Below are 14,160 nucleotides of genomic sequence, written 5' to 3'. Positions count from 1 at the left end.
ATTCGCTTGGATTCTATCTAAGCCAACGCAGATTCTATTATGCAAAAGTTATTATCCTTACCACCCAATTTGATCCATTGCTTCCACGAACTGGAAGAAGTTAACCATACCGATTGGTTTTGTACATCAGACCCCATAGGGAGTAAACTAGGCTCCGGTGGCGGAACTACATGGTTATTGCAAGCTTGTCATCAGGCATTCGCACCACAAGAATCTTTCAGCAACTGGCTAGGACATGAAAAAAGAATATTGCTGCATGCAGGCGGACAAAGTCGTCGGCTACCCAGCTACGGTCCTTCCGGCAAAATATTAACTCCTATCCCGATCTTCAGTTGGGAAAGAGGGCAAAAGCTGGGACAAAATCTTCTATCATTGCAGCTTCCGCTCTATGAAAGGATTATGAATCAGGCTCCGGCCGGACTGAATACGCTGATTGCTAGCGGAGATGTATATATCCGTTCGGAAAAACCGCTTCAGGATATTCCGAATGTAGATGTAGTATGTTACGGTCTGTGGGTGAATCCTTCATTGGCAACTCATCATGGCGTGTTTGTTTCCGACCGGAAAAAACCGGAGGTGCTTGATTTCATGTTGCAGAAACCTTCTCTGGAAGAGTTGGAAAGTTTGTCGAAAACTCATCTTTTCCTGATGGATATCGGCATCTGGATTTTAAGTGACCGTGCCATAGAAGTACTGATGAAACGGTCATTGAAAGGAGGTACGAAAGATATTCATTATTATGATTTATATTCGGACTATGGTTTGGCTTTGGGAGAGCATCCTAAAACGAAAGATAAAGAAATCAATCAGTTGTCCGTGGCCATATTACCGTTGCCCGGTGGAGAATTCTATCATTACGGTACAAGTCGTGAACTGATTTCTTCTACTTTGGCCATACAGGATAAGGTGCGGGACCAAAGAAGAATTATGCACCGGAAAGTAAAACCGAATCCGGCTATCTTTATACAGAATTCCATCACACAAGTTTCTCTTTCTGCCGACAACGCCAATTTATGGATTGAAAATAGCCATGTGGGAAAAGAATGGAAATTAGGTTCCCGCCAGATCATTACAGGAGTTCCTGAAAACCAGTGGAGTATACATTTACCGGATGGGGTTTGCATCGATATTATTCCTATCGGCGAGAATGAGTTCGTTGCGCGTCCGTATGGATTGGATGATGTATTCAAAGGAGCGTTGGACAAAATAACGACTACTTACCTTAATATTCCTTTTACCCGTTGGATGGAAGAAAGGGGAATTATCTGGAAGGATATAAAAGGGCGTACAGATGATTTACAATCAGCATTCATCTTCCCCAAAGTGGCTTCTGTGAAAGATTTAGGCATACTAGTACGCTGGATGACATCAGAACCACAACTGGAAGAAGGGAAAAAACTTTGGTTGAAAGCAGAGAAAGTTTCCGCAGATGAAATATCCGCAAGCGCCAACCTCAAACGCCTCTACGAACAGCGCAAAGCTTTCCGCAAGGAGAACTGGAAAGGACTGGCGACCAATTATGAGAAAAGCGTGTTCTATCAACTCGATTTGCTGGATGCCGCCAATGAATTTGTACGTTTCAAATTAGATATGCCCGACGTCTTGAAAGAAGATGCCGCGCCCATGTTACGGATACACAACCGGATGCTTCGTGCACGTATCATGAAATTACGTGAAAACAAGGATTGTGCAAGAGAGGAACAGGAGGCTTTCCAACTACTTCGCGACGGTTTATTAGAAGTAATGAGCGAACGTAAAAGTCATCCCATACTCAACGTTTATTCCGACCAAATCGTATGGGGACGCAGTCCTGTGCGTATTGATGTGGCGGGAGGATGGACGGACACACCTCCCTACTCTCTTTATTCAGGAGGAAGCGTTGTAAATCTTGCTATCGAACTGAACGGTCAACCACCGCTACAAGTATATGTGAAACCCAGCAAGGAATATCACATCACTCTTCGTTCTATTGACATGGGTGCAATAGAAGTGATAAGAAATTACGAGGAACTGCAAGATTATAAAAAGGTAGGTTCTCCATTTTCTATTCCGAAAGCCGCCCTTACATTGGCGGGCTTTGCACCGACATTCTCTACAGAATCCTATCCTTCGTTAGCTAAACAATTGGAAGATTTCGGTTCCGGAATCGAAATTACTCTGCTGGCTGCTATTCCTGCAGGTTCTGGTTTGGGCACCAGTTCCATCCTGGCATTTACTGTGCTCGGAGCAATCAATGATTTCTGTGGACTGGCTTGGGATAAAAATGATATATGTAGTTACACATTAGTATTGGAACAACTCCTGACCACAGGAGGAGGCTGGCAAGACCAATATGGCGGTGTCTTTTCCGGTATTAAATTACTCCAATCCGAAGCTGGTTTCGAGCAGAATCCATTAGTACGCTGGTTACCCGACCAACTCTTTGTTCATCCTGATTACCGCGACTGTCATCTGTTATATTATACGGGAATTACTCGTACCGCTAAAAGTATCCTGGCCGAGATTGTCAGTTCCATGTTCCTCAATTCCGGTCCGCATCTAAGCTTGTTAGCCGAAATGAAAGCTCATGCAATGGATATGAGTGAATCCATTTTACGGAGTAATTTCAATAGTTTCGGTCGTTTAGTCGGCAAAACCTGGATACAGAACCAAGCATTAGATTGCGGAACCAATCCACCGGCAGTAGCAGCCATCATCGAGAAAATCAAAGATTACACCTTGGGATACAAACTCCCCGGTGCAGGTGGTGGCGGGTATCTGTATATGGTAGCAAAAGATCCGCAGGCAGCCGGACAAATCCGACGGATACTGACGGAACAAGCCCCTAATTCTCGTGCCCGTTTTGTAGAAATGACCCTCTCTGATAAAGGACTTCAGGTTTCAAGAAGCTAAAGAGAAGGCTTTATGCAGCCACAGATTAGAAAGACAAAAAAGGAATCCCTCAATAGTCTACTGACTATCAAGGGATTCCAATGTGACCCCGGTGCGATTCAAACGCACGACCTTCAGAACCGGAATCTGACGCTCTATTCACTAAGCTACGGGGCCATTCTTTCTAAATGCGGGAACAAAAGTATAAAAAATCTTCTCATTCTCCTAATGATTCTCCTTTTTTTATAGTTCTCAAAGCGATCCTTCATGTCAGAAGACTATTATTTTGAAATGCTTTAGCGTATTTACTTTATCAAATTGACAATCTTTTAGAGAATACTCATTACATACATCAATTTTATTCCTATCTTTGCCGACAATTAACATTTAACAAACTTATGAGTTACTTGATAAAACCTAAGAACTATAAGCCGCTTCTCGACCTCAAACAGACCGAGTTGGGAATCAAGCAAATAAAAGAGTTCTTCCAATTAAACTTGTCATCCGAACTGCGCCTTAGACGTGTGACCGCCCCTCTTTTCGTATTGAAAGGGATGGGTATCAATGATGATTTGAATGGAATAGAACGACCTGTTTCCTTCCCAATTAAAGATCTGGGCGATGCACAAGCCGAAGTGGTTCATTCATTGGCCAAGTGGAAAAGGTTAACCTTAGCTGACTATCACATCGAACCGGGATATGGTATTTACACGGATATGAATGCAATCCGGTCGGATGAAGAATTGGGCAACCTGCATTCTCTTTACGTAGACCAGTGGGACTGGGAACGTGTCATCACCAATAAAGACCGGAATGTAAACTTCCTGAAAGAAATCGTCAACCGTATTTATGCAGCCATGATCCGTACGGAATATATGGTATATGAAATGTATCCGCAAATCAAACCTTGCCTGCCACAAAAGCTACATTTCATCCATTCAGAAGAATTGCGCCAACTTTATCCGAACTTGGAACCTAAATATCGTGAACACGCCATCTGTCAGAAATATGGAGCTGTATTTATCATAGGAATAGGCTGCAAACTTGGAGACGGCAAGAAGCACGACGGACGAGCACCGGACTACGATGACTACACGACTAAAGGACTAAATGACCAGCCCGGACTGAATGGTGACCTTTTGCTGTGGGATGATGTATTGCAACGCTCCATCGAATTGTCATCCATGGGAATCCGCGTAGATAAAGAAGCTTTACAACGTCAGCTGAAAGAAGAAAAAGAAGAAAAAGGCTGGAACTTTATTTCCACAAGCGATTGATGAATGACACTCTTCCATTATCTATCGGAGGAGGTATCGGACAGTCCCGCTTGTGCATGTTCTACCTTCGCAAGGCTCACATCGGAGAAATACAAGCTAGCATCTGGCCCGAAGATATGCGCAAAAAATGCAAAGAACTTGATATACACCTTATATAATAGACTATGAACGTACAGATTGAAGAAAGTTGGAAAGCTCATTTACAACCTGAATTTGACAAAGACTACTTTCGCGCATTGACAGACTTCGTCAAAAGCGAATATAGACAGTATCAGATTTTCCCTCCGGGAAAACTGATTTTCAATGCTTTCAACCTTTGTCCTTTCGATAAAGTGAAAGTTGTGATTATAGGGCAAGACCCTTATCATGGACCGGGACAAGCACATGGTCTCTGTTTCTCAGTAAATGACGGAGTACCTTTCCCTCCTTCATTAGTAAACATATTCAAAGAAATTAAAGCCGACATCGGTACAGATGCTCCCACTACGGGAAACCTGACCCGCTGGGCAGAACAAGGAGTATTGCTGCTCAACGCAACGCTGACCGTACGTGCCCACCAAGCAGGTTCACACCAAAACCGTGGCTGGGAAACATTTACTGATGCCGCAATCCGTACCTTGGCAGAAGAAAAAGAGAATCTGGTATTTATCTTATGGGGGTCGTATGCTCAAAAAAAAGGAGCTTTCATTGACCGCAGTAAGCACTTGGTACTGACTTCCGCCCATCCTTCTCCTCTTTCCGCCTACAACGGCTTCTTCGGAAATAAACATTTTAGCCGTACAAACGATTATCTAAAAGCCCACGGGAAAACGGAAATCACATGGTAAATAGATAACGGTGAATGAAAAAACAATGAGCGGTGAACAACTAATGCAATATAAATGCGTCTCTTGTTCACCGCTCATTATTTTTCTTTTATGACCACCTATCGCTGACTCTTTATGTTATCGCTAAACATTCATTATCGTTTCCTCTTTAATACCACTGAATGTTACTTTGCGTCTGACTTCTCTGCTCATACTTCAAGTCTTGTAGGATACTTGCATTCGCACGAATCGTAACATTGTAATATTTCCAACGTCCGAAAGGAGAAAGACTGGCCGACAAGTTGAAACAGTGCAAGTCACGGGTTATTGTACAAGAAGTTTGGGTAATCTCTTTTGCCTGAAAATCGTAACCCGAGTTAAACGAAAGCGACCAGTTATTAGAAATCTTTATATTTCCGTTTGCATTGATATTATGCGTATAAGTATAAGGATATCGCATGGAGTGACGGTTAATAGGCTTCGTTCTGTCCTCACGAATATTAAACGAGTAGCTAAGGCTCAATGACCAAGGCATCTTAAAAACCTGATAACCATCCGGATCGGCCTGCGCTTTCTCAACTTTCTTAGTCGTAGCACCCTCTCCTTCCATTCCGTCAGATTCCTCCTCATCACCATCCTCCGACTTCTTCTTATCTTTCCCTTTTTCATCGTTCTCTTTCGGACCGAACCACTTCTTCCATGTATCATTATTAAAAGTATAGTTGAAAGAAGATCCATATCCCTGGAAACGTCCGAAACGACCATACGACCATTCTGTTCGGTTACTCGTTACTACATTACCACTTTTATCGAATGTATAAGCATACGTAGCGAACGACGCGTTCATGTTGAATGTGTAATTCTTAGTCAGCTTCAAACGTAGGTTCATGCTTAAATCACTCCAAGGTCTCTCTTTGGCAGCCATATTATAGGACATGCTTGCTCCCAATTCATCAATCAGACTAACCTTTTTAACCGTATCCTTCTTTGCATCGTAATACTTCATCTCTAAGTTATTAGAAACAGAGAAGCTGACCGTTCCCGATCCTTCCCGCGAAGGTACGCCATAAGGTTGGCCGGTGAAAGGAGAATAATATTGCGTATTGCCATTATAATCGGTATATTCTTCCCAATACTTGCTGAATCCCGGAGCACCGCTAATACTTACCTGAGGTGTGAATACGTGACGAATCTGTATCTCCTTCTTTTTAGCGAAAAGAGGTTTATACATACCGTACAGTTTCGTACTCAAGCTCAAACTGGCCGAATAATTGGATACCCGGTAGAAACCGTTCAGCGTATCACCCGGCAACGCCTCCAACTTATGATCCACCTCGTTATATTGCTGATTAATCTTACGGGTATACCAACGCTCCGTATAATTGACTGAAGGAGAAACCTGCAAATACTTAAACAGCGTAAAAGTAGCACTGATAGGAATGTTATGATTCATTGCATTTTCCCATTCGCTTAGTCCGGCTTTAAACAGACGGTCATCTTTTGTACGGATACTGTTTGTCAGACGTCCCGTATAGCTAATGGAAATCTTTTCGTACCAGCGTTCAGCTCCTGCCGCCTTCTTACGTTTGAACGGGAACAGACGACTTAATGTAATATTCAAATCAGGCAAAGTGACTGCAATAGAAGAATCACGCATCGTCTGTGCGATGTTGGTGGTTCCGGATAAAGTCAGACCGATATCAGGGAAACTACGAGAATAGCTGATACTGGATGTTTTAGTATTTTGAGTCAACAACTGCGAATTATAAAGGTTGTTGATATTGGAACGTTCGTAACTACTGGTCGAGAAGTTTACACTGGCGGAGAATGTACTGTTCGGACTGGCTTTAGCGTCCTGACGATGATTCCATACTACCTTGAAGTCCTTGGCAACTGCATAGTCCGGCATCCCTTTATCCCCTGTCTTGGTGACCTGATAGTCCGCTTGGAGCGTACCGGAATATTTATATCGTTTATTATAGTTTGTCAATCCGGATAATCTCCACGAACCCTTCGTGAAGATATCTCCCGTCATCTTCAAGTCCATGATATCACTGATGGCAAAGTAATACCCTCCTTCTGCCAAGCCGAAACCGCGGCTCGAATCATCCATATAAGTCGGCATAATGAAACCGGAAGAGTAGCTACTGGAGAACGGGAAGAAAAAGAATGGCACTGCCAACGGCAAAGGCACATCTTCCACCACCAGATAGGCAGGTCCTGTTACCACATTCTTTTTAGGACGTACTTTCGCTCTCGTCAGTTGCATATAGAAGTGAGGATGTTCATGATGGTCGCAGGTTGTGTAACGTCCATGCTCCATGAAAATTTCATCATTGGCTCCTTTCTTCGCCCTGCTTCCTGTCACATATCCTTCTCCCTGCTGGGTGACAATATCGGTAATTCCCGCTTTTTTGGTTTTGAAATTATATCGGATTGTTTCCGTATCATAAGAGGTATCTCCTTCTTTAAATACCGGTTTACCTTTTTCCACTCCGGTAGTATCCTTGATACCATAAGCATGCACAGTACTACTATCCAGATTCATTGAAATAACTTCTGCCGCCAGTTCAATATTCTGATAATTGACTTTCCCGCTACCATAAAGTGTGGCAGCTCCTCCTAAAGTAAAGACAGTGGAGTCGTTAGATTCATACACAACCGGTGCATCAAGTGGTTGTTTCTTTTTTACCGGTGCGATGGAATCAATGCGTACCGTTACCGTATCTGCTTTCAACGAATCATTTCCTTGGAGGGAATCCGTTTGTGCGGTATTAGAGGCAATCATTCCTCTTCTTCGACGCTGCGACGTAGCCTCGTCGGGAAGCATCAGTAAGACAATCAGCAGTATGAACGATATAAGTATTTTTGCTTTCAATGGCGCCATTAACTAATAGTTTACGCTTGAAGTGGCAAAAGTACACAAACTTCACCAAATATGAGTCAGAATCTCCGTTATTTAATTATTTTTTAGTGCTATAAAAAAAGAGAACACCATCTATCAAAGCGGCTTAGCCCTTCTTCACCATATTTTGCAATACTTTGCCGGGCTTTCTCTACTGTTTTCTCTTCATCCAAATGGGTTTTAGAAAAGAATTTATCCGCAAAACAAATCAATTGCTCTTCCAAGGTGACAGGTAGCATCTCACGATGGGGAACAGGGAGTTGTTGAGCAATAATATCCTTTAACGAAAGTCCGGCTCCCGTATGACGTTCACAAACCAGTGCGTGTTGCGGAAAACCTTCCGCCCGCAAAATTTCAGCTCCCAAATACCCATGCGCAATGTAAGGATGGATACCAAAACACTGAATGGTAGAAGCATCAGTCTGAAAAATACCAATATCATGCAACAGAGCGGCTTCTTTCACAAAACTCCGGTTTAAATGTAGTTCGGGATGAGCATCCAGCATTTTCATTGCTTTTCCGGACACTGACAAACTGTGTATTACTAAGATTTGCCTCTGCTGCGTATTCTTCGGATAATATTTATCAATGATTTCGTATGGATTCATGTACTTTATGTTTTGCTCTCTTGACGAGAAATGAATATTTTTGTGCAATATTACAAAAAAATCACCGATATACCAACCAAAGTTTCCTTCATTCCTACATTTCTGTCCATTATGCTGTTTCCAATGTGTGTAAGCAGTCAAATTGTTACAGAAGCAGAACAGACGGATCAGTTCTTCTTTTTCTACATTGCACCCAGCTCTTCTTTCTCTTTCTTTGATAAGGAACTGACAACAATATCATACGACTTTTTCACCAGTTCTCTGATCATCTTATCCGGCACATCTTCATTAAAGTAAACACTCATCCAATGCCTCTTATTCATGTGATAACCGGGTTTCACTCCTTCATATTTGTCCTGCAATTCTTCTATCTGCTCCGGAATGCACTTTATATTGCAGAAATCAAAAACATCCACATTCACGAAACAAAACCATTTATCTGCTACATAAAAGACCAGCAGGTTTCTGTCATACTCGGATGTAGCTTTTTCAAACGGCATTTTATCATGCACTCCCTTAAAAGAGAGACAGTAGGCTCTAAACTCTTCTATGTTCATAAAGCGTAAATCAAGAACACAAAGTTAGCAATTCTTATTCAATTCTAGCCAATCCATCCCGTCTGTTTTATTCTTATTTCACTGAGCGAACGTTTGTGATACCCGCGCAAAGCCTTGTCATAAGCGTGGCAGTCTTTGAAAAACTCCGGATATAATAAAAGCAGTCCCTGATCATTTCCTATATCGAAATGTTGCTTGACTATTGCATGCGTTTCCACAAGAGGCAGTTCGTCACACACGAACCTACGTTTATACAATGAAGGCAGCAAGAAGGGAAAAAGTTTTTCTGTGCTGTACCGGTCTATGTTTTATTAATTATGCGGTTGTATATCAATATTTTAATACACTAAATTCCTGTTATACAAATTTGAGATTTTTCTTTGTAAGAGAAGTTCCGAGAGTACAAAAGTACGAAAAAATCCTCAAAAGACAATGAAAATCAACCCTATTTTTTTTCAGTTGTTTGCATAAAAAGTGTAATTACACAATCGGTGTTGAGCTAAAACATGTTTTAATGCAGTGCTTAAACCCTGGTTATCAACAAGTTATTATTTACCCGAAATTACCAAACTTCTCTTACAAAGAGAAGCATTGATAAATATTGGTTTTGGATGATGACAAGACTACATTTTAAAAGCGGGGAGGCTTCCCTAACTTTTATAGAAATAAACAATAACTGCCTGATATGTAATATATTACAGATTCTTGCAGGACTGATAGAATTGCCCTGAACCGAAACAATGGCATTTCAAGAAAGTGACGACCAGGCTGTATGGTTTGCGATGCGCGACCTGAAACGAGCCAATGCTAAGTGTCCGGCTTACAAGCTGCTAAAGGATAAGAAAATGACGGTATATACCCCGATAAAAAAGCGGCTGGTGATACGACAAGGTAAAAAAGTCATTGAGGAAACCCCGTTAGTGCCGGACTTGCTTTTCGTGTACGATACACGTACGAATCTCGATCCGATCGTAGCTAGAATACCAACGCTTCAATATCGCTGGCTGCACAATACGTACCGTGTCCCCATGACCGTCTCCGACATAGAGATGAAACGTTTCATTCACGCTGTCAACATCTCGAAAAATCCCCGGTTCTATCTGCCGGAGGAAGTTACTCCCCAAATGTTCGGACAGGAGATCCGCATCATCGGCGGACCTCTCGACGGCTATGAGGGACACCTGCTCACCACACGCGGTTCCAAGGTCAAACGCCTGCTCGTGAAACTTAATGGTTTTTTCAGTGTAGGTGTGGAGGTCCGCCCGGAATATATACAACCGGTAAGGTGCCACCCGGATACACAACAATGCTGAAACGTTTTTTTGACATAACGGTCTCACTTGCCTTTATCTGCACCTTATTCCCTTTGTTCTATATCATCATCGGCATAGCCATCAAGCTGACCTCCAAGGGTCCGGTCCTGTTCAGGCAGCAGCGCAGCGGACTGGGAAATAAACCCTTTACCTGCCTGAAATTCCGTACCATGGTCGTGAACGATGAAGCCGACACCCTTCAGGCGGTGAACGGAGACAGTCGGATAACACGCATGGGTATTTTCCTGCGAAACTCGTCCTTGGATGAGCTTCCACAATTCATCAACGTTCTGAAAGGCGACATGTCCATCATCGGCCCCCGCCCGCATATGCTTTACCATACGGAGATATATTCATCCCGCATTCCGGATTACAAGAGACGACTGTCGGTCAGACCGGGCATTACCGGATTGGCACAGATTCTCGGGCACCGTGGCGAGACTCCCGCGGATGTAGACATGGCGCGGCGTGTGAAACTTGACCTATGGTACATAGACCACCGCTCATTCGGGCTTGATATGTATATCTTCATCAAAACCCTTCTTGACTTTATGAGGTAGCCAATAAGTTAAAAACAACAATAATTATTTATGAAAAAGACCATCTTTACATTTCTGTGCATGTTAGTCACAGGCAACATGTACGCGCAGATTGAGAACCTGGACGAGATCCAGTGGCGACGGGTAGAACGTGACTCCCTGCTCATGAAGATCGACTCCTTGCTGGCGAAGGACTATGTACCCAAGTTACAGCCAACTGACGACCAGTACCGCGTGGTGACTAACCGCTTTTGGGACAACTGGTGGGTTTACGGGGATATAGGAGTGCATACATTCCGGGGCGACTGGAGCGGTAACGGCAAGTTCAAGGAGACGCTTTCACCGGATTTCACAGTCGGTATCGGCAAGTGGTTCACACCAGGCTTCGGTATCAAGGGACAGTTCGGCATGGGCAATTCACGAGGATTTACCGAAATATGGACTCCTTATGCTGTCGGCATCGAGAACACCCCCATGGTGAAAGCTGACGGCACTCCTTACTGGAAACTGAAAACCAAGTGGTGGGACATCAACGCAAACGTAGTATTCAATATTTCGCGCATCCTTTACGCATGGGAGGGGTACGATTCCAATGAACGCTTCAACCAGCTGCTCCTTTCACTGGGTATCGGTGGCGTGCATCATTATGACAAGGAACTGAAAAACAAGAAATGGGGGAAACCTTACTATGGCCCCAAGAACGAGTGGTATGGCAACGTGGAACTACAGTACAGCCGTTTCTTCACCAAGGCCAAGGCATGGTCCCTTGACGTGAAGCTCCGTGGGCGTTTCTACGAGACCCACTACGACCTTTCTCCCATTGCCGGTCATCGCTGGGACTACAATCTCGGCGTGAGCATCGGCGCCACCTATTACATCAAGCAGCGCGGTTGGGAACGTTGCATACCTGGTGACGACATCAACTACTTCATCAACGTGCCCGCCCCAGTTCCTGTTGTACAGGAATGTCCCGAGTATCGGACTTTCACGTTCTACGTGTTTTATCCGAACAACTATTCCGGACGTAACGATGCCCCGGTCGTGGCAGATGCTGACGTGCATTCTATGGATTACCTGGCAGGCGGAATCTTCACCCAGAAGAAATTCAAGAGCAATTCGGCCGTGGCATCGCGTCTGAAATCAGGAGTTTCGCTGCGCTCGCTGAAGATCGAAAACGTGCCGACGGAGAAGGCCACTTTCACGGAGAACCCCACAGGAGTGGCACGTGGCTACGAGATGTCCTCCAGACCGCTTTCACTGGAAATGGACGCCGACGACATGCAGGCATTCGAGGACGTGGCAGGGTACTACTATGCACCCATCTACGAAGCAGACAAGACATGGTGCTACCGTATCGACAACGAGACACGCACCCAGACCCTGCTGAGCCGTGACAACTACAAGGAGACCACCTCATACGGGCTGAACGCCCATGCCGGACTTTCCACGGTACGCGAGAACATGCCGCTGGAAGAAGGTACAGTCCTATACAGTTTTGCCGATGTGTACGCGGCGCTGGTAGGTGACGAGGGGTACATCAGCCAGTTCAGCGACAGGCAGGCGGTGGACACCATCCGCGATATACTGGAGAACGGTCAGATTATACATGTACAGGCGGAAGGTCTTGCCACCAGCCAGGACAACTATACCGGAGAGAACGCGGAAGCGGTCGGGCAGGACCGCAACAGGGCGCTTTCCCACTACCGTGCCTTCTCCGCCATCAAGTGGCTTCGGGAAAGCGGCAAGTTCGGCGAACTGAACCACGGGGATTTCTCTATCAATGTCCTGTCCGAACCCATTGGCCGCGTAGACGACAAGAGCACACGCGGGCTCAAGGCCAAACTGAACCGCTGCGCGCGAATTACCATCAAGTACATCAAATAAAATCTTTACTGATATGATGAAAAGAAGAACGAGACATATCATCTGCATCCTGTGTCTACTGCTCGCAGACATTGGATGTATATCGGCCGGCACTCCACGGAAAGTACGGACCGACAAACACGGGGTGAAGGAATCCGCCACCGTGGACCTTCTTCCCAAGAAAAAAGTGCGTGATTCGGGAAAGATTACTTTCCGGTGCCGCATAAGCAAGTACAGCGACCGTTGCATGATGCTTGCCAAAGTGCTGAAAAACGACTCTACCATGCACATCGTCAGGCCGGGCGTGAAATTCATGCTGACCAACGGTGATTCCGTGGTACTGAAAGCGGAAAGACCAAGAGTCTGTTGCAGCGAATGGGCGGACGGACGCTGGTATAACGCAGCCTTCAGACTTGAAGAGGCGGACATTGAAAAAATGAAAGGCAGTGACATAGTTTCCGTGTTTATCCATATTCCCGACAGTGTGGTCAGCCGTGACATTGCTCCCGGCAAGGAGGATGCCGTGGAAAAGCTGTTGCGATCAGTAGAAAGAGAATAAGAGTTCAAAACCGTTAAACGGCATGTCATGTTAAAAAAGAAAATTACACGTATCCTCTTGTTAAGCATGGTGTTGCTATTGGGAGGATGTTCTGCCTCACACAAGATAGCCTACATGCAAGATGTCCGCTCCGACGTGAGAAGGGAGGTCGCTACAGTACAGGTCACAGCACAGCCCGGGGACAAGATATCCATCGTCGTCAACAGCAAGAACCCAGAACTGGCGGACATGTTCAACCTGCCGATAATGGCACATCGTATCGGACAGCCAATGAACAACAGTTACAACTATAACCAGCAGGTATCGAGCTATACGGTCGATTCCAACGGCAACATAGATTTCCCCATATTGGGTGAACTGCACGTGGAGGGGCTGAAGCGTGAGAAGATAGCCTCCTATATCAAGAACGAGCTGGTCAGGAAAAACCAGGTGAAAGACGCCGTGGTGATCGTCGAGTTCCTGAACATGGGCGTCTCGGTGATGGGCGAAGTGAACCGTCCGGGGCGGTTCAGCATCGACCGTGACTACCTGACACTGCTCGATGCCCTAAGTATGGCTGGCGACCTGACCATCCACGGCAAGCGGGAGAACGTGCTGGTGACCCGTCGAGAAAATGGAACGGAAACCCATTACCGAGTAAATCTTTGCGACAGCAAGTCGCTTTCCGCCTCACCGGTATACTATCTCCACCAAAACGACCAAGTTTACGTGGAGCCCAACGATGTTCGGGCGCGGCAATCCACGGTGAATGGCAACAACGTGCGCTCCGCATCGTTCTGGATGTCACTGGCATCCGTACTGGCTACGATCAGCGTGCTGATTTTCAAGTAACAAATTTTCATAATATGATATGGATGACAAG

The 14,160-nt window shown here is 44.9% G+C and carries 11 protein-coding genes, 1 tRNA gene and 1 pseudogene; 8 read left to right on the top strand and 5 right to left on the bottom strand.

The features are described 5' to 3' along the window. Positions 1 to 39: 39 nt before the first annotated feature. The gene (locus AB9N12_RS10940) at positions 40 to 2,892 is read left to right on the top strand and encodes a bifunctional fucokinase/fucose-1-phosphate guanylyltransferase (RefSeq protein WP_369892093.1); all 2,853 of its coding nucleotides are present in this window, start codon (positions 40 to 42) and stop codon (positions 2,890 to 2,892) included. Between the two features lie 83 nt (positions 2,893 to 2,975). Here AB9N12_RS10940 and AB9N12_RS10935 read toward each other — a convergent pair. After that, positions 2,976 to 3,048, bottom strand: a tRNA-Arg gene (locus AB9N12_RS10935). Positions 3,049 to 3,269: 221 nt separating this feature from the next. On the opposite strand from AB9N12_RS10935, the pseudogene asnA reads away from it, so the two are divergent. Together asnA and AB9N12_RS10925 are read left to right on the top strand one after the other, a co-directional pair. After that, positions 3,270 to 4,306, top strand: a pseudogene (asnA, locus tag AB9N12_RS10930) (aspartate--ammonia ligase). A gap of 6 nt (positions 4,307 to 4,312) precedes the next feature. Next, complete coding sequence (locus tag AB9N12_RS10925) at positions 4,313 to 4,975, top strand: uracil-DNA glycosylase (RefSeq protein WP_369892092.1); 663 nt, start codon at positions 4,313 to 4,315, stop codon at positions 4,973 to 4,975. A 148-nt stretch (positions 4,976 to 5,123) separates the two neighbouring features. On the opposite strand, the gene AB9N12_RS10920 is transcribed toward AB9N12_RS10925, so the two are convergent. The 4 genes from AB9N12_RS10920 to AB9N12_RS10905 all read right to left on the bottom strand — a co-directional run bounded on the left by AB9N12_RS10920 (position 5,124) and on the right by AB9N12_RS10905 (position 9,263). Next, positions 5,124 to 7,841, bottom strand: coding sequence for a putative LPS assembly protein LptD (locus AB9N12_RS10920; RefSeq protein WP_369892091.1), 2,718 nt, complete (start codon positions 7,839 to 7,841; stop codon positions 5,124 to 5,126). A gap of 89 nt (positions 7,842 to 7,930) precedes the next feature. Next, a complete protein-coding gene (locus tag AB9N12_RS10915; protein ID WP_369892090.1) occupies positions 7,931 to 8,467 on the bottom strand; it encodes an HDIG domain-containing metalloprotein in 537 nt (178 codons plus the stop codon). A 182-nt stretch (positions 8,468 to 8,649) separates the two neighbouring features. Continuing rightward, positions 8,650 to 9,024, bottom strand: a complete 375-nt coding sequence (locus AB9N12_RS10910) for an MmcQ/YjbR family DNA-binding protein (protein WP_369892089.1) — start codon at positions 9,022 to 9,024, stop codon at positions 8,650 to 8,652. Between the two features lie 44 nt (positions 9,025 to 9,068). Continuing rightward, positions 9,069 to 9,263: a hypothetical protein gene (locus AB9N12_RS10905; RefSeq protein ID WP_369892088.1), complete on the bottom strand. Its 195-nt coding sequence runs from the start codon at positions 9,261 to 9,263 to the stop codon at positions 9,069 to 9,071. A gap of 501 nt (positions 9,264 to 9,764) precedes the next feature. Between AB9N12_RS10905 and AB9N12_RS10900 the strand changes: the two genes are divergently transcribed. Genes AB9N12_RS10900 through AB9N12_RS10880 form a run of 5 tightly spaced genes read left to right on the top strand, consistent with a single transcriptional unit; the run spans position 9,765 to position 14,129 of the window. Continuing rightward, positions 9,765 to 10,337: a UpxY family transcription antiterminator gene (locus AB9N12_RS10900; protein WP_369892087.1), complete on the top strand. Its 573-nt coding sequence runs from the start codon at positions 9,765 to 9,767 to the stop codon at positions 10,335 to 10,337. Continuing rightward, positions 10,331 to 10,897 (top strand): sugar transferase, encoded by a 567-nt coding sequence (locus AB9N12_RS10895; protein WP_369892086.1) that lies wholly within the window; start codon positions 10,331 to 10,333, stop codon positions 10,895 to 10,897. The genes AB9N12_RS10900 and AB9N12_RS10895 overlap by 7 nt, the downstream gene beginning before the upstream one ends. Before the next feature lie 30 nt (positions 10,898 to 10,927). Beyond that, positions 10,928 to 12,760, top strand: a complete 1,833-nt coding sequence (locus tag AB9N12_RS10890) for a hypothetical protein (protein ID WP_369892085.1) — start codon at positions 10,928 to 10,930, stop codon at positions 12,758 to 12,760. A gap of 13 nt (positions 12,761 to 12,773) precedes the next feature. Further along, on the top strand, positions 12,774 to 13,298 hold the full coding sequence (locus AB9N12_RS10885) for a hypothetical protein (RefSeq protein WP_369892084.1): 525 nt from the start codon (positions 12,774 to 12,776) through the stop codon (positions 13,296 to 13,298). 27 nt (positions 13,299 to 13,325) lie between these two features. Next, complete coding sequence (locus AB9N12_RS10880) at positions 13,326 to 14,129, top strand: polysaccharide biosynthesis/export family protein (RefSeq protein WP_369892083.1); 804 nt, start codon at positions 13,326 to 13,328, stop codon at positions 14,127 to 14,129. Positions 14,130 to 14,160: the final 31 nt, after the last annotated feature.

The organism is Bacteroides sp. AN502(2024) (genome assembly GCF_041227145.1).
Classification (GTDB): domain Bacteria; phylum Bacteroidota; class Bacteroidia; order Bacteroidales; family Bacteroidaceae; genus Bacteroides.
This window is presented reverse-complemented; position numbering and strand designations above follow the sequence as displayed.